Source organism: Variovorax sp. PBL-H6, assembly GCF_901827155.1.
In the GTDB taxonomy this organism is placed as follows: Bacteria; Pseudomonadota; Gammaproteobacteria; order Burkholderiales; family Burkholderiaceae_C; genus Variovorax.
In genome coordinates this window covers 4575772-4594883 of the sequence record NZ_LR594659.1, presented here as the reverse complement: position 1 = coordinate 4594883, position 19112 = coordinate 4575772, and the positions used below count along the sequence as shown (strand labels likewise).

General features: G+C 68.5%; 22 protein-coding genes. 14 read left to right on the top strand and 8 right to left on the bottom strand.

Annotated elements, in window-relative coordinates; genetic code table 11:
- Positions 1-284: 284 nt before the first annotated feature.
- The 5 genes from G3W89_RS21745 to G3W89_RS21725 all read left to right on the top strand — a co-directional run bounded on the left by G3W89_RS21745 (position 285) and on the right by G3W89_RS21725 (position 5016).
- Positions 285-2123: a branched-chain amino acid ABC transporter ATP-binding protein/permease gene (locus tag G3W89_RS21745; protein WP_162576120.1), complete on the top strand. Its 1839-nt coding sequence runs from the start codon at positions 285-287 to the stop codon at positions 2121-2123.
- Positions 2124-2178: 55 nt separating this feature from the next.
- Positions 2179-2925, top strand: coding sequence for an ABC transporter ATP-binding protein (locus tag G3W89_RS21740; protein WP_162576119.1), 747 nt, complete (start codon positions 2179-2181; stop codon positions 2923-2925).
- A gap of 123 nt (positions 2926-3048) precedes the next feature.
- Complete coding sequence (locus tag G3W89_RS21735) at positions 3049-3966, top strand: DUF72 domain-containing protein (RefSeq protein WP_162576118.1); 918 nt, start codon at positions 3049-3051, stop codon at positions 3964-3966.
- Positions 3963-4466, top strand: coding sequence for a DUF4259 domain-containing protein (locus tag G3W89_RS21730; RefSeq protein WP_162576117.1), 504 nt, complete (start codon positions 3963-3965; stop codon positions 4464-4466). The genes G3W89_RS21735 and G3W89_RS21730 overlap by 4 nt, the downstream gene beginning before the upstream one ends.
- Before the next feature lie 49 nt (positions 4467-4515).
- Positions 4516-5016 carry a hypothetical protein gene (locus G3W89_RS21725; RefSeq protein ID WP_162576116.1) on the top strand — a complete coding sequence of 167 codons (501 nt, stop codon included), beginning with the start codon at positions 4516-4518 and terminating at the stop codon, positions 5014-5016.
- Positions 5017-5070: 54 nt separating this feature from the next.
- Here G3W89_RS21725 and G3W89_RS21720 read toward each other — a convergent pair whose 3' ends face one another.
- Positions 5071-6168: a substrate-binding domain-containing protein gene (locus G3W89_RS21720; RefSeq protein WP_162577592.1), complete on the bottom strand. Its 1098-nt coding sequence runs from the start codon at positions 6166-6168 to the stop codon at positions 5071-5073.
- A gap of 127 nt (positions 6169-6295) precedes the next feature.
- Between G3W89_RS21720 and G3W89_RS21715 the strand changes: the two genes are divergently transcribed.
- The 4 genes from G3W89_RS21715 to G3W89_RS21700 all read left to right on the top strand — a co-directional run bounded on the left by G3W89_RS21715 (position 6296) and on the right by G3W89_RS21700 (position 9082).
- Positions 6296-7045, top strand: a complete 750-nt coding sequence (locus G3W89_RS21715) for an ABC transporter permease (RefSeq protein ID WP_162576115.1) — start codon at positions 6296-6298, stop codon at positions 7043-7045.
- A complete protein-coding gene (locus G3W89_RS21710; RefSeq protein ID WP_162576114.1) occupies positions 7042-7803 on the top strand; it encodes an ABC transporter ATP-binding protein in 762 nt (253 codons plus the stop codon). The genes G3W89_RS21715 and G3W89_RS21710 overlap by 4 nt, the downstream gene beginning before the upstream one ends.
- The gene (locus tag G3W89_RS21705) at positions 7800-8630 is read left to right on the top strand and encodes a substrate-binding domain-containing protein (RefSeq protein WP_162576113.1); all 831 of its coding nucleotides are present in this window, start codon (positions 7800-7802) and stop codon (positions 8628-8630) included. Before G3W89_RS21710 ends, G3W89_RS21705 begins: the two co-directional genes overlap by 4 nt.
- 176 nt (positions 8631-8806) lie before the next feature.
- A complete protein-coding gene (locus tag G3W89_RS21700) occupies positions 8807-9082 on the top strand; it encodes a hypothetical protein (RefSeq protein WP_162576112.1) in 276 nt (91 codons plus the stop codon).
- A gap of 30 nt (positions 9083-9112) precedes the next feature.
- Here G3W89_RS21700 and G3W89_RS21695 read toward each other — a convergent pair whose 3' ends face one another.
- Entirely contained in the window at positions 9113-9580 is a 468-nt protein-coding gene (locus tag G3W89_RS21695) for a winged helix-turn-helix transcriptional regulator (protein ID WP_162576111.1), read from the bottom strand.
- Positions 9581-9710: 130 nt separating this feature from the next.
- Between G3W89_RS21695 and G3W89_RS21690 the strand changes: the two genes are divergently transcribed.
- Positions 9711-11021, top strand: a complete 1311-nt coding sequence (locus G3W89_RS21690) for a D-amino acid dehydrogenase (protein ID WP_162576110.1) — start codon at positions 9711-9713, stop codon at positions 11019-11021.
- A 13-nt stretch (positions 11022-11034) separates the two neighbouring features.
- Here G3W89_RS21690 and G3W89_RS21685 read toward each other — a convergent pair whose 3' ends face one another.
- Both G3W89_RS21685 and G3W89_RS21680 read right to left on the bottom strand, forming a co-directional pair.
- On the bottom strand, positions 11035-11571 hold the full coding sequence (locus tag G3W89_RS21685; protein ID WP_162576109.1) for an inorganic diphosphatase: 537 nt from the start codon (positions 11569-11571) through the stop codon (positions 11035-11037).
- Positions 11572-11696: 125 nt separating this feature from the next.
- Positions 11697-12599 (bottom strand): ketopantoate reductase family protein, encoded by a 903-nt coding sequence (locus G3W89_RS21680; RefSeq protein WP_162576108.1) that lies wholly within the window; start codon positions 12597-12599, stop codon positions 11697-11699.
- Positions 12600-12752: 153 nt separating this feature from the next.
- Here G3W89_RS21680 and G3W89_RS21675 point away from each other — a divergent pair, with 153 nt between their 5' ends.
- Both G3W89_RS21675 and G3W89_RS21670 read left to right on the top strand, forming a co-directional pair.
- The gene (locus G3W89_RS21675) at positions 12753-13643 is read left to right on the top strand and encodes a DMT family transporter (protein ID WP_162576107.1); all 891 of its coding nucleotides are present in this window, start codon (positions 12753-12755) and stop codon (positions 13641-13643) included.
- Positions 13644-13790: 147 nt separating this feature from the next.
- Positions 13791-14168: a nuclear transport factor 2 family protein gene (locus G3W89_RS21670; protein WP_162576106.1), complete on the top strand. Its 378-nt coding sequence runs from the start codon at positions 13791-13793 to the stop codon at positions 14166-14168.
- 12 nt (positions 14169-14180) lie between these two features.
- On the opposite strand, the gene modC is transcribed toward G3W89_RS21670, so the two are convergent.
- The 3 genes from modC to modA are packed head-to-tail and all read right to left on the bottom strand — an operon-like array spanning position 14181 to position 16717.
- Positions 14181-15278: a molybdenum ABC transporter ATP-binding protein gene (gene modC / locus G3W89_RS21665; protein WP_443083183.1), complete on the bottom strand. Its 1098-nt coding sequence runs from the start codon at positions 15276-15278 to the stop codon at positions 14181-14183.
- The gene (gene modB, locus G3W89_RS21660) at positions 15275-15949 is read right to left on the bottom strand and encodes a molybdate ABC transporter permease subunit (RefSeq protein ID WP_162576105.1); all 675 of its coding nucleotides are present in this window, start codon (positions 15947-15949) and stop codon (positions 15275-15277) included. The genes modC and modB overlap by 4 nt, the downstream gene beginning before the upstream one ends.
- Positions 15950-15955: 6 nt before the next feature.
- Positions 15956-16717: a molybdate ABC transporter substrate-binding protein gene (gene modA / locus G3W89_RS21655; RefSeq protein ID WP_162576104.1), complete on the bottom strand. Its 762-nt coding sequence runs from the start codon at positions 16715-16717 to the stop codon at positions 15956-15958.
- Positions 16718-16782: 65 nt separating this feature from the next.
- On the opposite strand from modA, the gene G3W89_RS21650 reads away from it, so the two are divergent.
- On the top strand, positions 16783-17007 hold the full coding sequence (locus G3W89_RS21650) for a hypothetical protein (RefSeq protein ID WP_162576103.1): 225 nt from the start codon (positions 16783-16785) through the stop codon (positions 17005-17007).
- Positions 17008-17034: 27 nt separating this feature from the next.
- On the opposite strand, the gene G3W89_RS21645 is transcribed toward G3W89_RS21650, so the two are convergent.
- A complete protein-coding gene (locus G3W89_RS21645; RefSeq protein WP_162576102.1) occupies positions 17035-17487 on the bottom strand; it encodes a carboxymuconolactone decarboxylase family protein in 453 nt (150 codons plus the stop codon).
- 199 nt (positions 17488-17686) lie between these two features.
- On the opposite strand from G3W89_RS21645, the gene aspA reads away from it, so the two are divergent.
- The gene (aspA, locus tag G3W89_RS21640) at positions 17687-19111 is read left to right on the top strand and encodes an aspartate ammonia-lyase (protein WP_162576101.1); all 1425 of its coding nucleotides are present in this window, start codon (positions 17687-17689) and stop codon (positions 19109-19111) included.
- Position 19112: the final 1 nt, after the last annotated feature.

The following is a 19112-nucleotide window of genomic DNA, read 5'->3' as shown; positions in this document are numbered from 1 at the left end:
GCCCGCAGCGAAGCGGAGGGTCGCGGCCAGTGGGGTCGCCTTTTCTTTGGTTACTTTCTTTTGGCGAAGCAAAAGAAAGTGACTCGGCTGCCGGGACGACGCCCCGGCTCCAGCCTCCGAACGAGCGCACAGTACGAATCGACAGCCAAAGCGCCCTCACCCCAGCCCACTCCCCGAGGGAGAGGGCGCAAGCGAGGGGAAGCGAGCACTACCATGAGTGTTCTCAAAGTCCAAGACCCCGCCGGCTCGCAGGCTGAAGCGACAAGCCGTCGGGAGGTTTGCCAATGACCCGCCGGCATCTGACCCTGGCCTTCATCGTCGCCCTCGCAGTGGCCTGGAGCTTCCTGCCCGACTTCTCGGTCACCGTGCTCAGCTACATCGGTCTCTACGCCTTGGTGGCGGCCGGCCTCGTGATGCTCACCGGTGTCGGCGGCATGACCTCCTTCGGGCAAGCCGCTTTCGTCGGCACCGGCGCCTACGCAACCGCGTGGATCTGCACCTCGCCGATGGCCGCCTCCGCGCTGGGTGGCATCAGCCCGGCGCTGCTCCCGTGGATCGGGCTGCTCTTCGGCATCGTCGTGACCTTCGTCATCGCCTGGTGCCTGGGCGCGATCACGCTGCGCCTGTCCGGCCACTACCTGCCGCTGTGCACCATCGCCTGGGGGCTGAGCTTCTATTTCCTGTTCGGCAATCTCGAGTTCCTCGGCGGCCATACTGGCGTGGCCGGCGTGCCGGCAATCGCAGTCGCAGGCATCTCCTTCGCTTCGCCGCGCTCGCTCGGCCTTGTCATCTGGGGCGTGCTGCTGCTGGCGCTCTGGGCGCTGCACAACCTGCTGGATTCGCGCGAGGGACGTGCCATTCGCGCGCTGAAGGGCGGCCGCGTGATGGCCGAGTCGATGGGCGTGGACACGGGCCGCTACCGCATCAAGGTCTTCGTGCTGGCGGCGCTGCTGGCGGCGGTGTCCGGCTGGCTCTATGCGCACCTGCAGCGCTTCATCAACCCGACACCCTTCAACCTCAATATCGGCATCGAGTACCTGTTCATGGCGGTCGTCGGCGGCGCCGGCCACCTGTGGGGCGCGGTGCTCGGCGCCGCGCTGATCACGCTGCTGAAGGAGCAGCTGCAGGACATCCTGCCGCAGCTGCTCGGATCGAGCGGCAACTTCGAGGTGATCGTCTTCGGGCTGTTGATGCTCGTCGTGCTGCAGCGCTTCGCCGATGGGCTGTGGCCGACGCTGGCACGCATCGGCGGGCGGTTCCTGAAGCCGGCTGCGGTGCGGCCGCCGCGCCACGTGCTCGCACTGCCCGAGACCGCATTGCCACCGCGCGGCCAGGTCGTGCTGGAGGCCAAGGCCGTCACCAAGCGCTTCGGCGGGCTGGTGGCCAACGATGCCGTCAGCCTCGATGTGAAGGCCGGCGAGATCCATGCGCTGATCGGACCCAACGGCGCCGGCAAGAGCACCTTCTTCAACATGATCTCGGGGGTGGACGATCCCACCGAAGGCGAGGTGCGGCTGATGGACCGGCCCATGACCGGCCAGCCCTCGCGTGCCTTCGCGGCGCTGGGCCTCGGCCGCACCTTCCAGCATGTGCGCCTGCTGGGCCAGCGGCGCGTGATCGAGAACGTCGCGCTGGGCGCGCACCGGCGCGGGCAGCGCGGCTGGATCGCCTCGATGCTGCGGCTCGACCGTGCCGAGGAGGCCGCGCTGCTTGCGCAAGCACGCCAGCAGATCGAGCGCTGCGGCCTGAGCGAGTTCGCGGAGGTACCGGCAGGTTCGCTGGCGCTGGGCCAACAGCGCGTGGTCGAGATCGCACGCGCGCTGGCGGGCAATCCGGCGGTGCTGCTGCTGGACGAGCCGGCGGCTGGACTGCGTCACCTGGAGAAGCGTGCGCTCGCGACGCTACTCGACCAACTGCGCGCCGAGGGGCTGGGCATCCTGGTGGTGGAACACGACATGGAGTTTGTGATGAACCTGGCGGATCGCGTGACTGTGCTGGAGTTTGGCGCTGTCATCGCGCGTGGGACGCCAGCGGAGGTTCAGGGGGATCCGAAGGTGCTGGATGCCTATCTGGGTGGGGTGGATGAGCCTGCTGAAGGTGGGCTTGTGGAGCAGGTGGCGTGAGCGGCGCATTGCTTCCGGTCTTGCTTCCTCTGCCGCTGGGGGAGGGAGCAAGACCATGAGCGCTTCCCCCTTGCTCCAACTGGAAGACTTCTGCGTCTCCTACGGCCCGGTCGAGGCAATCCACCACATCGACCTGCGCGTCGACGCCGGCGAAATCGTGACAGTGATCGGTCCCAACGGCGCCGGCAAGACCACGCTGCTGTGCGCTGCCATGGGCCTGCTGGCTTCGCGCGGCAGGGTGCTGCTCGGCGGCGAGCCCATGCCCCGCGTCAGCGTCGAGGCCATGGTGGCTCGGGGCGTGGGCCTGGTGCCCGAGAAGCGCGAGCTGTTCGGCGAGATGGCCGTTGAAGACAACCTGCTGCTGGGTGGCTTCTCGCGCTGGTGGCGCGGCGAGCGTGACCAGCGCCAGCGCATGGACGAAGTCTTTGCCATCTTCCCGCGCCTGGCCGAGCGCCGCGCGCAGCTGGCCTCCACGCTCTCGGGGGGCGAGCGGCAGATGCTGGCGATCGGCCGCGCGCTCATGGCACGGCCACGCCTGCTCATGCTGGACGAACCCTCGCTCGGCCTGGCCCCGCTCATCGTGCGCGAAGTGCTGCAGGTCGTGTCCTCGCTGCGCAAGCACGGCGTGTCGGTGCTGCTGGTCGAGCAGAACGCGCGCGCTGCGCTGCAGGTCGCAGACAGGGCCTATGTGCTGGAGATGGGCGCGGTCGCGCTGCAGGGCGCAGCCTCGGAGCTGTTGCACGATCGCCGCATCATCGACACCTACCTGGGGCTGGGCGCGCGCGCCGACAAGGCGGCTTAGCAAGGGCGGCAGGCGCGGCCTTGTCCTTCACGGCGAGGCCGTGCCACCACACAAAATCGCGCGCCGAGGCACGGCATCCCGCGCGGGCCCGTACGCGAAGGCTCCTTCAGAGCCCAGGAAAGCATGGCTGGAACACCCGGCGAGACCCGCGTCGGCATCTCAGGCTGGCGCTATGCGCCCTGGCGAGGCAAGTTCTATCCCAAGGGCTTGCCGCAGCGCCAGGAACTGGCTTTCGCCTCGCGCATGCTGCCCACCATCGAACTCAACGGGTCCTTCTATTCGCTGCAACGGCCAGAGTCGTACCTCGCCTGGCACGACGAGACGCCCGACGGTTTCGTGTTCGCAGTCAAGGGCTCGCGCTACATCACGCACATGCGGCGGCTGAAGGACATCCGCATCGCGCTGGCGAACTTCCTGGCCTCGGGCGTGCTCGCCTTGCGCGCGAAGCTGGGGCCGTTCCTGTGGCAGCTGCCACCTTCGATGGCCTATGAGCCAGAGCGGCTCGAAGATTTTTTCTCGCTGCTGCCGCGCGACACGAGCGCGGCACTGGCGCTTGCGCGCGAGCATGACGAGCGGCTCGAGGGCCGGAGCTGGCTCAAGCGTTCCGCGAAGCGGGCGCTGCGGCACGCGGTGGAAGTGCGCCATCCGAGCTTCGTCGACCCGGCTTTCATCGCCCAATTGCGCCAGCACGGCATCGCGCTGGTGGTCGCCGACACCGCCGGCCGGTGGCCGTTGATCGAGGACCTGACCGCCGATTTCGTCTACCTGCGGCTGCATGGCGACAAGGAGCTCTATGCCAGCGGCTACGACGATGCCGCGCTGGACCGGTGGGCCGCGCGCATCGATGCCTGGCGCCATGGCCGGCAGGTGGAGGATGCTCGCAAGGCCTCGACGCGCGCTGCGCCGCGCCGCGCCGCGCGCGATGTGTATTGCTATTTCGACAACGACGCCAAGGTGCATGCACCCTATGACGCCGCGAACCTCGCGCGGCGCCTGGGCGTGGCCACCGGGCTGGGCCCCGATGGAGAATTCGCCGCATGAACGTGTCCAGGCGCGCCTGCGTCGCCGTCCTCGCATGGATGCTGACCTTGCCGGTCCGGGCGGGTGCCTGGGGCGAGGGCGCCTTCGACAACGATGCCGCGCAGGACTTCCTGGCGGAATGCGCGCGCTCCACCGACGCCACCGTGGTGGCCCAGGCCATCGACATGGCGCTGACGGCGAGCTTTGTCGATGCCGATGATGGAGCCGCCGCCGTGGCTGCCGCCGAGCTCATCGCCAGCGCACTCGGCAGCAACGGCGCGGCCCCGAAGACGAGGGTGGCGCCATGCCTGTCCGCGACGCCGCCCGAGCAGCTGCGCGCACTGGCGCCACGCGCGGCGCAGGCCATGGTCCGCGTGACGGAACCCGCGTCTTCAGAGCTCGCGCAGCAGTGGGCGGAAGAGAAGCCGAACCGGTGGACAGCGAGCGTGCAGCGCTTGGCGGCGCGTCTTCGCAACTCGTTGTTGTGCGCCAAGCAAAGGGCCCCGGCTGACAGTCGCTAGACACAAAGAACGCGACACTGCGGCATCCAACAACAAACGGAGCCTGACAATGAAATGGCTGCGGCGCGTGTTCTCCGGCATTCATGCCTTCATGGCACTGCTCTTCGCCTGCGCAGCGCTGATGCTGATTGCCGTGTCGGCGCGTATCGGCTGGTCGGCCGTGGGCGAGGGATTCGACCGCGCGGCCGCGGAATCGATCATCGAGGCGGTGGGCCTGCTGGCTGCGGCGGTGGTCGCGCTGCAGGTGGCACAGACCATCACCGAGGAGGAAGTGGTGCGCGACGCGCACATCAGCGCGCCTACCCGCGTGCGTCGCTTCCTGTCGCGTTTCATGGTGGTCATCGTGGTGGCCCTGGCGGTCGAAGGGCTGGTGGCCACGTTCAGGGCGCGCGACGAACCGGCGCAACTGCTGTATGCAGGCAGCTTGGTGGGTTCGGTCGCGCTCCTGCTGGCCGGATGGGGCCTGTTCGTCCGCCTCAATCGCTCGGCCGAGGAACTGGAGCCCGAGGCGATGGCCGACGCCAAGCGCGAGGACCGCAAGCTGCGTTGACCAGGGCCTGGTACGCCGACCCGGCGATTTCGCAGCGCGAAGCCGCGCCTTCGGCTACCGCTTCGGCGCCTTGAAGCGCCACCACGGCAGCAGCGCGCTCAGCGACTGCACCTCGCCGCTGCCGGCGCTCTCGTAGCCCGCCAACGTGCCGAGCTGGTGCTGCCACCCGGCGCTGCGCAGCAGCGCGAGCAAGGCCTGGATAGCCGGCTGGTCCAGCGCCGACTTGAGACAGGCAAGGTGGTAACGCTCGTGAACCAGCGGCACGAAGCCAAGGTTCGCGCCCCGCGCGGCCGATTCGATTCCAAGGCCCGCGTCGGCCCGGCCGGATGCCACCGCATGGGCGACCGCCGTGTGCGAGGGCTCGTCGCGCGCATAGCCCTCGAGCACGTTCGCGTCCAGCCCTTCCTGCACCAGCAGCTCGTCCAGCAGCACCCGCGTGCCGGTGCCGAGGGCACGGTTCACATAGCGTGCGCGCTGCCGCGCCACATCGCCGATGCTGCGCAGGCCCAGCGGATTGCCGGGCGCGACGATCAGGCCCTGCGTACGGCGCGCAAAGCCGATCAGCTTGTGCAGCCCGGGCTTGAGCAGCGGCTTGTAGGTGCGCTGTGCGAGCGAGCCGGCCGGCGGTCGCTCCAGCGTGTGGAAACCCGCCATCACGCAGCGCCCCTGGTTGAGTGCGCTGATCGCGTCCACGCTGCCGGTGAAGCGGATGTCGAGCTGCAGCCGCGCACGCTCGGCCGCGTGGGCGCGCAGCAGCACCAGCGCATCGTCGTGGCTGGCATGCAGGCTGAGCACGTGCAGGCCGTCGTCGAAGGCCATGGCGAAGGCGCGCTCCAGGTCGGCATGCAGGGCCTCGATCTGCGGCGCCAGCCGGGCCTGCGCCTGCCGCTCGGCCCACAGCAGCTTGTCGCCGAATTCCGAGAGCTGGGCCGAGCGGCCCTGCTCACCGCTGACCAGCGGATGGCCCAAGGCCTGCTCCCAATGCTTGAGTTCGCCCCAGACATGGCGGTACGACAGGCCGAGCGCCCGCGCCGCGGCCGAGATGGAGCCGTGTTCGCGCACCGCGTGCAGCAGCTCCATGAGCGGATTGCGGATCAGCGTGCGCCCGCTGCGGCGCGGGGCGATGGCGTAGGAGAGTTCGATCTGCTGCACGACGGTGGAGGAGAAGGCCGGGATGGCGCGGAGGATTATGCAGAGTGCGTCTTCCACCTATGCACGTGTTTGCATAGGTTGTGCGCCGGCCTTTCCGATACTGCGCGAATTAAGCCAGCCGTCCCCGATGAACACCTTCACCGACAGCGCCATCGCTGCCTGGCACCTGCTGGTCGCCGGCGACCCCGTGCTACTTGCCATTGTCGGCCGTTCACTGGCCGTCAGCGCCACGGCCTGCGCGCTGGCCTGCGGCTTCGGCCTGCTGCTCGGCGCCTGGCTCGCGGTTGCACGCTTCGCGGGGCGTGGGCTGCTGCTCACCTTGCTCAATACGCTGCTGGCGCTGCCTTCGGTGGTGGTGGGGCTGGTGATCTACCTCCTGCTGTCGCGCTCGGGGCCGCTGGGCTTCCTGGGCTGGTTGTTCTCTTTCAAGGCCATGGTGCTCGCGCAGACGCTGCTGGTGCTGCCGGTGGTCACGGCCCTCACGCGCCAGTCCATCGAGGACGCGGACCGCGGCCACGGCGAGCAGTTGCGCTCGCTCGGTGCGCGTGGCCTGGTGCGAGCGCTGCTGCTGGTGTGGGACGAGCGCTACGCGCTGGTCACCGTGCTGATCGCCGCCTTCGGCCGCGCCGTGTCGGAGGTCGGCGCGGTGATGATCGTCGGGGGCAACATCGACGGCTTCACGCGGGTCATGACCACCGCCATCGCGCTCGAGACCAGCAAGGGCGACCTGCCGCTGGCCCTGGCCCTCGGCCTCGTGCTGCTCGGCGTGGTGCTGCTGCTCAATCTCGCGATCAGCGCGCTGCGCGGCTGGCGCGAGCGTGTCGATGGCGGCGCAGCCGATGCGGCAGGGCCGCGGCGGGTGGAGGTGGCGGCATGAGCGTTCGTCCCCGGCTGCAGGTCGTGGCCGCGCGCCACGACGCCGAGCCGCACGCGCCGGCGCTGGCGGGCACCGCACTTTTCACCCTGCAAGGCATCGATGTGCGCTACGGCCGCGTGCCTGCGCTGGCCGACATCACGCTGTCCATCCATGCCGGCGAGCGCGTCGCCCTGATCGGAGCCAACGGGAGTGGCAAGAGCACGCTGCTGCGCGTGCTGCACGGGCTGGTGCCGCACGCGGCCGGCGCGTTCGCCAGCCAGGTGCCGCCCTGCGCACAGGCCATGCTGTTCCAACGCCCGCACATGCTGCGCATGAGCGTCCACAAGAACGTGGCGCTGGCACTGTGGCTCCGCGGCGTGCCCTGGCGCAGCGCGCAGATCGAGGCCATGGTGGCGTTGGAACGGGTCGGCCTGGCCAGCGTCGCCGGCCGCAACGCACGCACGCTCTCAGGCGGGCAGCAGCAGCGCCTGGCGCTCGCGCGCGCGTGGACGTTGAAGCCGTCGGTGCTCCTGCTCGACGAGCCGACCGCGAGCCTGGACCCGACGGCCAAGCGCGAGGTCGAGACCCTGATCGCCGAGGCCGCGCAGGGCCGCACCCTGGTATTCGCAAGCCACAACCTGGGCCAGGTCAAGCGGCTGGCGAGCCGGGTGGTCTACCTGGAGCAGGGGCGGGTTCTCGCGGACCTGCCGGTCAACGACTTTTTCCACGGGCCGCTGCCGGAGGCGGCTCGTCTATTTGTCAAAGGAGAGCTGGCATGAAGGCATTCAAGATCCTGGCGGCAGCCCTCGCCCTTGCGGCGGGCAGCTTGGCGGCGCAGGCGGAGACGATCACCATGGCGTCCACCACCTCGACCGAGCAGTCGGGCCTGTTCGCGCACCTGCTGCCGGCCTTCAAGCAGGCCAGCGGCATCGACGTGAAAGTCGTGGCGGTCGGCACCGGCCAGGCCATCGACCTGGCCCGGCGCGGCGATGCCGACGTGCTCTTCGTGCATGACACCGCAGCCGAGGAGAAGTTCGTGGCCGAAGGCTTTGCCGACAAGCGCTACGCCGTCATGTACAACGACTTCGTGCTGATCGGGCCGAAGAGCGACCCGGCAGCGGCGAAGGGGAAGGACATCGCCGCGGCACTGAAGAAGGTGGCCGCTGCCAACGCGGCTTTCGTGTCGCGCGGCGACAAGAGCGGCACCGACGCTGCCGAGCGCCGCCTGTGGGTGCAGACTGGCCTGGGCAATGCAGGCCAACCCTTGCCCAGCGACCGGAAGGGTGCGGGCTACAAGGAATGCGGCTGCGGAATGGGCCCGGCGCTCAACATGGCGGCGTCCAGTGGCGCCTATGTGCTGGCCGATCGCGGCACCTGGCTCAGCTTCAAGAACCGCGCCGACCTCGCGGTGCTGGTGGAAGGCGACAAGCGACTCTTCAACCAATACGGCGTCATGGTGGTGAGCCCCTCGAAATTTCCGCAGCTCAACAATGCCGGCGCGCAGAAGTTCGTCGACTGGGTCGTCTCGCCGGCAGGGCAATCGACCGTCGCAAGCTACAAGATCGGCGGCGAGCAGCTGTTCTTTCCGAACGCGGGTGGCCTGTAGGGGTCTTGCCGGCGAGCGAGGCGGCAAGGCGATGCAGGACTGCGACGCCGTCCTACAGCAGGCGGATCGCAGCGGTGAGACAAGCACGCATGGTTGCATCCACATCACCCGAACCGGCATCTCCGCGGCAAGCGTTCACGTTCTACGCAGCGAACGGGCAAATCTACGTCAGCAACGTGAAGCAGAAGCTGATCGCTTTGGGGCCTCTGACCGAAGAGGGCCAAGGCTATGGCTACGTGCTCGATGGGAACCAGCAGACCGGGCAGGGGCTGCCCAGCCCTGAAGCGGCATTGCGCCACTTGGCAGACAACGTCCGGTTCCTTTACCTCGACGGCCAGTTCACCGCGCTGGCGGACGTCCGCGACACCGTCAATCTCGAGGGCGCCGCCCGCATCGACGTGATGCTCGACGAGCTGCCGCGCGAAGAAGGCATGCAGGACGCCCGCGCCTGAGCTGCTGCGGCGCGGCCGGCGGTCCGCATTTCACCGATCCATTGGCAGGTAGAGGCTTTCCTTGACCTCCTCCATGACGACATAGCTGTTCGATTCAGCCGTGACCGGCAGCTTCTTGAGCAGGTCGCCCAGCAGGCGCCGGTAGTCGCTCATCGCGCGCAGCCGCGCTTTCACCAGGTAGTCGAAGCCGCCCGAGACCAGGTGGCACTCCATCACCTCCGGCACGTGCAGCAGCTCGGTGCGCACCTTGTCGAAGACATCGGCCGACTTGGAGGAGAGCGTGATCTCGACGAACACCAGCAGGGTCTTGCCGACCGCCTGCGGGTCGATGCGGGCGTGGTAGCCGGTGATCACCCCTTCGCGTTCCATGCGCCGCACGCGCTCGGTGCACGGTGACGTCGACAGGCCGATCTGCTGCGCCAGCTCGGTCATCGGAATGCGGCCTTGCCGCTGCAGGACTTCGAGGATCTTGCGGTCGATACGGTCGAGCTCGGTCATTTCACTCCTGGTTGCCGGGGCGGCCGATCTTGACAGCAAGAAGCACCGGCATGTCGTCAAACTTCAGTGAAGTTTATGGCAAGAGGATGAATAACCTCTGCTTCTCTCTCGAGATCTAGGGGAAGTTGCCATGAAAGTAATTGTTCTGGGCGGCGGCGTCATCGGCGTCACGACGGCCTACTACCTCGCGCGCGCCGGTGCCGAGGTGACGCTGGTCGATCGTCAGCGTGGTCCCGCGGAGGAAACAAGCTTTGCCAATGCCGGGCAAGTCTCGCCCGGCTACTCCACGCCCTGGGCCGCGCCGGGCATTCCGCTGAAGGCGCTCAAGTGGATGTTCCAGAAGCATGCGCCGCTGTCGATCCGGCCGGACGGCAGCCTTTTCCAGCTGCGCTGGATGGCCGCCATGCTCAAGAACTGCTCGCCCGAGCGCTACGCGACCAACAAGGAACGCATGATGCGCGTGGCCGAGTACAGCCGCGACTGCCTGCGCGAGCTGCGCGAGCAGACCGGCGTGCAGTACGAGCACCGCACGCAAGGGACCCTCCAGCTGTTTCGCACGCAGGCGCAACTGGATGCGGTGCAGCGCGATGTTGCGGTGCTGCAGGAGTGCGGGGTGCCCTTCGAGCTGCTCGATCGCCACCAGCTCGCCGCGGTCGAGCCCGCGCTGACCCGCAGTGCAGCGCAACTGGCCGGCGGCCTGCGCCTGCCGAACGACGAAACCGGCGACTGCCACCTGTTCACCCGCGGTTTGGCCGATGTGGCGCGCGGGCTGGGGGTCGCGTTCCGCTTCGACGCCGCCGTTGAAAGCCTGCTCACCGAAGGCGGGCGCATCGCCGGCGTGCGGCTGGCCGGCCCCAAGGCCGAGGTGCTCAAGGCCGACCGCTATGTGCTTGCCTTCGGCAGCTATTCGCGCGCGTTGATCGCGCCGCTCGGGCTGGACATCCCGGTCTATCCGGTCAAGGGCTATTCGCTGACCGTGCCGCTGGTCGATTCCACGCTGGCGCCGCGGTCCACCGTGCTCGACGAGACCTTCAAGATTGCCATCACGCGCTTCGACAACCGCATCCGGGTGGGCGGCATGGCCGAGCTGGCCGGCTTCGATCTGCGCTTGAACCCGCAGCGGCGCGAGACGCTGGAGCGGGTGGTTGGCGAGCTGTTCCCCGGCGGCGACCTGCCGCGGGCCAGCTTCTGGACCGGGCTGCGGCCGATGACGCCGGACAGCACTCCGATCGTTGGCCCCACGTCATTTGCCAACCTGTACCTCAACACGGGCCACGGCACGCTCGGCTGGACCATGGCCTGCGGCTGCGGCAAGCTGGTGGCCGACGAAGTGATGGGGCGGCGGCCCGACATCAGCACCGATGGACTGGCGATGGACCGGTACGGGGCGATCGAGCCGCGACGCACGACGAGCCCGGTGCCCAACGGGGCTCCGGCCTGACCCAGGCGTACGCTCAACGTGCCTTGCGCTCGCCGGCCCTGAGCAGCGCTTCGGCCCTTTGCCGTCCATGGCGCCCGATCGCCCGGAACTCCACGCCTTTCTGCTTGTTGTAGAACTCGAAGAAGCGCTCGACCTCCTCGATCACGTCAGTCGCGATATCGACCAGGTCCTTGCAGTGCCGGAAGCGGTGCGAGGAGGACGCAACCAGCAGGAAGCGGTCGTTGCGCTTGGTCTTTCCCTTCTTCGTCTTCTGCTCGGCCTCGATCACGCCCACGAGGCGGCAGGGCACCACCACGCCCGGCGGCACCGATTCATCCATCAGCACCAGCGCGTCGAGCGGATCGCCGTCTTCGCCAAGGGTGCTCGGGATGAAGCCGAAATCGTAGGGAAAGGACACGCCGAGCGGCAGCACGACGTGAAGCTCCATGAGTGCGAGCTCCGGGTCGTACTTGAGCTTGTTGCGCGAGCCCTGGATGGCCTCGATCACGACCCGGATCGCGCCGTCTGCGTCGCGTAGCGCAAGGCGGTGCAGGGGTGGAGGTTTCGGCATGGCGATCATGGAAGCATGGAAGCCGGGCGTTGACGCCTCGACATTGGATGCGCAGCCGTCGCGCGACGGGCGGACGATGGCCCGCCTGGTTGAAGGAAAAATCCGAGGCTCGTGCGGCCGGCGCTTCAGTGCGTTGCCGTGTCGCGCGCCTCCAGCAGCTTGACCAGCGTGTGCAGCACCCGGTTGACCGGCGTCGCAACCCCCAGCGCCTCGCCCTGGCGCAGCACGTAGCCGTTGAGGTGGTCGATCTCGCTGCGCTTGCCGCGCGCCAGGTCCTGCGCGGTCGAGGAGAACTGCGAGGGCATGGTCTCGGCGATGCGCTGCACCGCCGCCCACGTGTCGCCCGCCACGGTGACGCCGCCAGCTTCGGCCACGGCCAGGCATTCGCGCACCACGTCGGCCATCACGGCCTCCACGCCTTCACCTCGCGACAGGACGCCATAGGGCAATTGCGTGATCGCCGAGATGGCGTTGTAGGCGCAATTGAGGATCAGCTTGGCCCAGAGGGCGCCGGTCACGTTGTCGGACACCTGCGTGGGCACGCCGGCGACGATCAGCAACTCGGCGATCTCGGCGCTCCTGGCGGAGGGCGCGATCACCAGTTCGCCGCGCCCATGGTGCTTGACGTGCCCCGGGCCGGCCATCTCCGTGGCCACGTAGACCACGGTCGCCGCGACCTCCTGCGCCACCGCAGCCTGCAGGCGGGTCGCGTTGTCGACGCCGTTCTGCAGCGTGAGCACCAGGGCATCGGGCGCCAGGTACGGCCGCATCGCCGCGGCGGCACTTTCGGTGTCGGTGGACTTTACGCAGAAGAGGACCAGCCCTGCATCGCGGACCGCATCGACCTCGGTGCTGGCCTCCAGCGGCACGCGGGCCTGGAAGGACCGCGTGTCCAGCAGCAGGCCATCGCGGCGGACCGCCTCCACATGCTGCGCCCGCCCGATCAGCACCACCGAATGCCCGGCGCGCGCCAGCATGCCGCCGTAGTAGCAACCCACCGCACCCGCCCCCATCACCGCGATCCTCATGACCTGCTCCGTTCAAGAAAACTGCTGCATGGTAGTGCGCCGTCCGCGGCCTCGCCGGGCAGGAGCGGTTCGGGCTGCACGCGTTCGTTCTCGCAATGGGAACTTTCGTGGCACATGGTCAGAGCCGCCAACCCGTGGCACGCTCGGCGTCTCATGAACAGCAATACGCGCGGCACGCTCGAGATGAGCGCGGCCATGGTGATCTCGGGCACGATCGGCTGGGCCGTCGTGCGGTCGGGCCAGCCGATCGTCGATCTGCTCTTCTGGCGCTGCGTCTTCGGCGCGGCCACGCTGCTGGCCGTCTGCGCGGCGCTGGGCATGCTGCGCGGCACGCTCAGCCTGCGGGTGATCGGCATCGCGGCACTGGGCGGTGTCGCCCTGGTCCTCAACTGGGTGCTGATCTTCGCTTCGTTCTCGCGCGCGTCGATCTCCATCGCCACGGCGGTCTACAACACCCAGCCCTTCATGCTCGTGGCGCTGGGCGCGGTCTTCTGTTCCGAGCGGCTGACCGCGACCAAGTTGACATGGCTGGCTGTCGCCTTCGGCGGCGTGCTGCTGATCGCGCAGGCCCAGCCCGACGCACGCTACAGCGGCACGGATTACGCGGCCGGCGTGCTGATGGCACTCGGCGCCGCCTTCCTCTATGCAATTGCCGCGATCATCACCAAGAAGCTCCGCGGTGCCGCGCCGCACCTGATCGCGCTCATTCAGCTTTGCGTCGGCATCCTGGTGTTCGCGCCATTCGCCAAGCTCTCCGTCCTGCCCTCCGACCCGGGGACCTGGACCGCGCTGGTGGCGATGGGCGTGGTGTACACCGGCCTGGTGTACGTGCTTCTCTACGGCGCCATACAGAAGCTGCCGACGCACCTGACGGCGGCGCTGTCCTTCATCTTTCCCATCGTGGCGATCGGTGTCGATTACCTGGTTTTCGGCCATCGGCTGTGCCCCACGCAGATCGTGGGCGCGGCGGCCATCCTGATTGCTGCGGCGGGAATGAACCTTGGCTGGTCGCTCCCGCGATCCAAAGCGCCGGTGCCGCAGTAAGGCTGCCGCTCCGGTGCCGCGGCAAGGTTGCGGGGAGGCTGGCACCAACCACCCATGACCTCCCACGTCATCGACCCGCGGCGCGCCTGCGGCGACCATTCGCTCACCCCGCGCCGTTGCGGGCCCTGAAGACGAAAGGATCGCACCATGAACACCGCCGCACCCGATGCCGCGCGCATCGCCGAACAGTACATCGCCGTCTGGAACGAGACCGATGCCGAGCGCCGCCTGAAGCTGCTAGAGGCCCACTGGAGCGCCGATGCGCGCTACGTCGACCCATTGATGCAGGGCAGCGGCCATGCGCAGATCAGCGCGTTGGTGGGCGGCGTGCACCAGCGCTACCCAGGCTTCCGCTTCAAGCTCAAGGGCCAGGCCGATGCGCACGGCGAGCACCTGCGCTTTTCCTGGACGCTGGGCCCGAGCGGGGCCGAGGACCTGGTCGAGGGCACGGACTTCGTGCAACTCGAGTCCGGCAAGCTGCGCGCGGTGACCGGTTTCCTGGACAAGGTGCCGGTCGGCGCGTGATCGACCGCGCCGTCACTCCACGATCGCGACGCCCTTGATCTGCGCATGCACGGCCGTGCCCGCGCGAAGGCGCAGCAGCGCGGCCGACTTGCGGGTAATGCGCGCCAACAGGCGAGCGCCGCCGGCATCCAGCCCCACCATGACCTGCGCGGGGCCGTCCTCGGCGAGCTCGGTCACTGTCGCAGGCAGGATGTTGAGCACGCTGCTGTCGGCGTGGGGCGCGAGCGTGAGGCTCACGTCGCGCGCCTGGATGCGCACCCGGACGGCCTGGCCAAGGCGCGCGCCGCCGTGCGGTAGCCAGAGCGTGCCGCCGGCGAACCCGAGCTGCGTCAGGCCGAAGGCCGCATCGAAGCCGGTGACGCTGGCCTCGACCAGCGCGCCGGCCGTGTCGCCGTGGGCCAGCGGCAGATCGAGCCGCGTCATCAGCGCATGGGCCGGGCCGCTGGCGACCACGCGCCCGGCCTCCATCAGCACCAGGTGGTCGGCCAGGCGCGCGACCTCGTCCGGTGCGTGGCTCACGTAGATGACCGGGATGTCGAGCTCGGCATGCAGCCGCTCGAGGTAGGGCAGGATCTCGCGCCTGCGCTGCAGATCGAGCGAGGCGAGCGGCTCGTCCATGAGCAGCAGCCGGGGGCTGGTGGCAAGGGCACGTGCGATGCCCACGCGCTGGCGCTCGCCGCCCGAGAGCGTGTCGGACCGGCGGGCCAGCAGATGGCCGATGCCCAGCAGCTCCACTGCCTGCACGAGCGCCACTCGGCGCTGTGCGGCGGCGACCCGCTTCATGCCGTATTCGAGATTGCGCCGCACGTCGAGATGCGCGAAGAGGCGTGTCTCCTGGAACACGTAGCCCAGGGCGCGCCGATGCGTGGGGACGAAGACCCTGTCGTCCTGCCAGCGCTCGCCGTTGATCTCCACGAGCGAGCCAGGGGCCGTCGGCTGCAACCCTGCGATGGCACGCAGGCAAGTGGTCTTGCCGCAGCCCGAGGGCCCGAAGAGCGCGCTCACGCCGCGGCCCGGCAGCGCCAGCGCGACCTCGAGCGAGAAGCCGGGGTGCTCGACCTTCAGGCGCGCCTGCACGCCCGCCGCCGCGTCGCTCATCTCATCGCTCATCGCCGCCGCCCGGTGGGATGGAGCACGTAGAGCGCCAGCAGCACGAGGAAGGAGAACAGCACCATGCCGCCGGCCAGCCAGTGCGCCTGCGCGTACTCCAGCGCTTCGACATGGTCGTAGATCTGCACCGACACCACCCGCGTCTTCTCCGGGATGTTGCCGCCGATCATCAGCACGACGCCGAACTCGCCCACCGTGTGGGCGAAGCCCATCACCACGGCCGTGAGGTAGCCGGGCCGCGCCAGCGGCAGGGCGACGCTGAAGAAGCGGTCGAGCGGCGAGGCCCGCAGCGTCGCCGCCGCCTCCAGCGGCTCGCTGCCGATGGCTTCGAAGGCGTTCTGGATCGGCTGCACCACGAAGGGCATCGAATACAGCACCGAGCCGATCACCAGCCCCGCGAAGCTGAAGGGCAGCAGCCCGATGCCCAGCCATTGGGTGAAGGCGCCGATCGGTCCGTCAGGCCCCATCGTCACAAGGAAGTAGAAGCCCAGTACGGTGGGCGGCAGCACCAGCGGCAGGGCCACCAGCGCGCCGACGGGGCCCTTCCAGGTCGAGCGCGTGCGCGCCAGCCACCAGGCCAGCGGCGTGCCAAGCAGCAGCAGGATCAGCGTGGTGAGTGCCGCCAGCTCGAGCGTGAGGACGACGGCGGCCAGGTCGGCGGCGGTGAGCATTCGAAGCTAGACGTCGTAGCCGAAGGACCGGATCACCGCCTTGGCGGCCTCGGACCTGAGAAAGGCCATGAGCGCCACGGCGGCCACATTGTCCTTGCCCCGGCCCAGCAGCACCGCGTCTTGCCGGATTGGCCTGTGCAGCTCCGCGGGCACGATCCAGGCCGAGCCTCTCTTGAGCTTGCCGTTGCCCCACACCTGCGACAGCGCGACGAAGCCGAGCTCCGCGTTGCCGCTGGAAACGAAGCCGAAGGTCTGGCCGATGCTCTCGCCTTGCACGAACTTCGGCTCCAGCCGGGCGAGCACGCCCAGGCGCGTCATCGCCTCGACGGCTGCCGCGCCATAGGGCGCGAGCTTGGGCGCGGCCAGCGCGAGGTGCGCGAACTGGCCGCTCTTGAGCACCTCGCCCTTGGCGTCCACAAGATCGGGCCGGGCCGACCACAGCACCAGCTTGCCGGTCGCGTAGGTGAAGTGGCTGCCCGGCACGGTCGCGTTTTCCTTGTCGAGCCTGGCCGGTGTCTCGTCGTCCGCTGCGAGGAAGACATCGAAGGGTGCGCCGCTCCGGATCTGCGCATAGAACTTGCCCGTGGAGCCAATCGAGAGCACCGCGTTGTGGCCGGTCGCCTTTTCGAAGTCCGCGGCCAGGACCTTCATCGGGCCGGCAAAATTGGCCGCGACGGCGACCTGGACCTCGGCCGCGTGGGCAACCAGCGATGCGGCCAGCGCGAGCAGGGCGGCAAGCGAACGCGAGAGCAGGGCGGCGACTTTCATCTTCGCTATTCATCAACGGAATAGCGGGAGTGTAAAAGGCGATTGCGCTGTGCAAGGCGACGGCGGTGCGCATCGAGCGTGCCTCCGTGCCGCGCCGGACCCGCGGCAACCAGCTTGCCGGCGTGGTGCAGGGCGTGGCGCGAGGCGATGACGGCGACCAGATCGCGATGGCGCTCGAAGGCGGCTTGCAACTCGTCGGCTTCGCACCTCGCGGGTCGGGTTTGCGTGCGCGGCAGCGCGTTTTGGCAACGGTCGACGACGCGGCCGTTGTGGTGGCGCTGCCGGGATAGGAGCTATCGCAAGCCTGTGACCGGCCCTCAGGCCTTTTCCGGCACCGGGTTGCGGAAGCTCACGTTGAGCAGGTTCCAGGCGTTGATCACGGCAATGGTGAAGCCGAGCTCGGCGATTTCCTCGTCGGAGAACTGCGCCTTGAGCTTGGCGAACTCCTCGTCGCTCGGGTCGCGGTGCGGGATGTCGGTGACGATCTCGGCCCAGGCCAGCGCGGCGCGCTCGCGCTCGGTGAAGAAGGGCGCCTCGCGCCAGCCCGCCAGGGCGTTGAGATGGCGAGCATCGATGTCCTGCTTGATCAGGTCGCGCCAGTGCATGTCGATGCAGAAGGCGCAGCCGTTGATCTGCGAGACGCGCAGCAGCACGAGGTCGTAAAGGCGATGGCCCAGCAGGTCCTTGCGGACCGCGCCGGAGAGGGTGAGCAAGGATTGGAAGGCCTTGGGCGCGAGCTGAAAGTAGGGAATGCGTGCGGCGTGCGTCATGAATGTTCCTTGAAAGGGGCTACGGAGAGCCACCCCATGCAGCCCTCCATGCACCTAAGACGCGTCGCTGTGCGCATTTGTGACAGGCCAGGTGTGGAATGCGCGCTGGCCGCACCCGGCTTTGCCGCAAAAGCGCCTTGGGCGCACACTCTGTTGCGGTCCGCGACCCAAACGGACCCGTGCCAACAAGGAAGCAAGCATGAGCAAGTTCCGCATCGAACACGACCTGCTGGGTGACCGCGAGGTACCCACCGAGGCCTATTACGGCGTGCACACGCTGCGCGCCAAGGAGAACTTCCAGATCTCCGGCACCACGATCTCGGCTTTTCCGGAGTTGGTGATCGCGCTGGCCTCCGTCAAGGAAGCGGCGGCGCAGGCCAATGCCGAGCTGGGCCTGCTGCCTCCCGAACTGCGCGACGCCATCGTCGCGGCCTGTGAGGAGATCCGCCACGGCGCCTTGCACGATCAGTTCGTGGTCGACGTGATCCAGGGCGGCGCCGGCACCTCCACCAACATGAACGCCAACGAGGTGGTGTGCAACCGCGCGCTGGAGATCCTCGGCCACCAGCGCGGCGAGTACCAGTACCTGCACCCCAACGAGCACGTCAACATGGCGCAGAGCACCAACGACGTGTACCCGACGGCGATCCGCGTCGCGACCTGCTTCGCGATCGAGCGGCTGCTGGCGGCCATGGCGCACCTGCGCGGCGCCTTCGCCGCCAAGGCCACGGAGTTCGCGCACCTGCTCAAGATCGGCCGCACCCAGCTGCAGGACGCAGTGCCGATGACGCTGGGCCAGGAGTTCTCGACCTATGCCGTCATGCTGGAGGAGGACATCGCACGCCTGACCGAGGCGTCTGCGCTGATCCGCGAGATCAACCTCGGCGCCACCGCCATCGGCACCGGCATCACCGCCCATCCGGAGTACGCGGGCAAAGCGCTGGCGGCGCTGCGCAAGATCACCGGGCTCGACCTCTCGACCGCGCCCAACCTGATCGAGGCGACGCAGGACTGCGGCGCCTTCGTGCAGCTGTCGGGCGTGCTCAAGCGCATCGCAGTCAAGCTGTCGAAGACCTGCAATGACCTGCGGCTGCTCTCCAGCGGGCCGCGCTCGGGCTTCGGCGAGATCAACCTGCCGCCGATGCAGGCCGGCTCCTCGATCATGCCGGGCAAGGTCAACCCGGTGATCCCGGAAGTGGTGAACCAGGTCTGCTTCGAGGTGTTCGGCAACGACCTGACCGTGACCTTCGCGGCCGAGGGCGGGCAACTGCAGCTCAATGCCTTCGAGCCGATCATTGCCAGCTCGCTGTTTCGCAGCTTCAAGCACTTGACCAACGGCTGCACGACGCTGGCCGACCTGTGCGTGAAGGGCATCACCGCCAACCCGGACCGGCTGCGGGAGAGCATCGAGCGCTCAATCGCGCTGGTCACCGCGCTCAATCCGATCATCGGCTACAAGGAGGCGACCGAGGTCGCGGCCGAGGCCTACGCCAACGGGACCAATGTGCGCGAGGTGGTGCTCAGGCGCAAGCTCATGACCGAGGCGGAGCTGGAGGATGCGCTGCGCCATGAAGTGCTGACGCAGCCGCGGGTGTACGAGAAGGCGCGGAACAGGGAGCAATAGC

What these genes read in the sequence shown, in the direction of transcription:
- G3W89_RS21745 (WP_162576120.1), top strand. Translation starts at nt 285, where the DNA reads ATGACCCGCCGGCATCTGACCCTGGCCTTCATCGTCGCCCTCGCAGTG.
- G3W89_RS21740 (WP_162576119.1), top strand. Translation starts at nt 2,179, where the DNA reads ATGAGCGCTTCCCCCTTGCTCCAACTGGAAGACTTCTGCGTCTCCTAC.
- G3W89_RS21735 (WP_162576118.1), top strand. Translation starts at nt 3,049, where the DNA reads ATGGCTGGAACACCCGGCGAGACCCGCGTCGGCATCTCAGGCTGGCGC.
- G3W89_RS21730 (WP_162576117.1), top strand. Translation starts at nt 3,963, where the DNA reads ATGAACGTGTCCAGGCGCGCCTGCGTCGCCGTCCTCGCATGGATGCTG.
- G3W89_RS21725 (WP_162576116.1), top strand. Translation starts at nt 4,516, where the DNA reads ATGAAATGGCTGCGGCGCGTGTTCTCCGGCATTCATGCCTTCATGGCA.
- G3W89_RS21715 (WP_162576115.1), top strand. Translation starts at nt 6,296, where the DNA reads ATGAACACCTTCACCGACAGCGCCATCGCTGCCTGGCACCTGCTGGTC.
- G3W89_RS21710 (WP_162576114.1), top strand. Translation starts at nt 7,042, where the DNA reads ATGAGCGTTCGTCCCCGGCTGCAGGTCGTGGCCGCGCGCCACGACGCC.
- G3W89_RS21705 (WP_162576113.1), top strand. Translation starts at nt 7,800, where the DNA reads ATGAAGGCATTCAAGATCCTGGCGGCAGCCCTCGCCCTTGCGGCGGGC.
- G3W89_RS21695 (WP_162576111.1), bottom strand. Translation starts at nt 9,580, where the DNA reads ATGACCGAGCTCGACCGTATCGACCGCAAGATCCTCGAAGTCCTGCAG.
- G3W89_RS21690 (WP_162576110.1), top strand. Translation starts at nt 9,711, where the DNA reads ATGAAAGTAATTGTTCTGGGCGGCGGCGTCATCGGCGTCACGACGGCC.
- G3W89_RS21685 (WP_162576109.1), bottom strand. Translation starts at nt 11,571, where the DNA reads ATGCCGAAACCTCCACCCCTGCACCGCCTTGCGCTACGCGACGCAGAC.
- G3W89_RS21680 (WP_162576108.1), bottom strand. Translation starts at nt 12,599, where the DNA reads ATGAGGATCGCGGTGATGGGGGCGGGTGCGGTGGGTTGCTACTACGGC.
- G3W89_RS21675 (WP_162576107.1), top strand. Translation starts at nt 12,753, where the DNA reads ATGAACAGCAATACGCGCGGCACGCTCGAGATGAGCGCGGCCATGGTG.
- G3W89_RS21670 (WP_162576106.1), top strand. Translation starts at nt 13,791, where the DNA reads ATGAACACCGCCGCACCCGATGCCGCGCGCATCGCCGAACAGTACATC.
- modC (WP_443083183.1), bottom strand. Translation starts at nt 15,278, where the DNA reads ATGAGCGATGAGATGAGCGACGCGGCGGCGGGCGTGCAGGCGCGCCTG.
- modB (WP_162576105.1), bottom strand. Translation starts at nt 15,949, where the DNA reads ATGCTCACCGCCGCCGACCTGGCCGCCGTCGTCCTCACGCTCGAGCTG.
- modA (WP_162576104.1), bottom strand. Translation starts at nt 16,717, where the DNA reads ATGAAAGTCGCCGCCCTGCTCTCGCGTTCGCTTGCCGCCCTGCTCGCG.
- G3W89_RS21645 (WP_162576102.1), bottom strand. Translation starts at nt 17,487, where the DNA reads ATGACGCACGCCGCACGCATTCCCTACTTTCAGCTCGCGCCCAAGGCC.
- aspA (WP_162576101.1), top strand. Translation starts at nt 17,687, where the DNA reads ATGAGCAAGTTCCGCATCGAACACGACCTGCTGGGTGACCGCGAGGTA.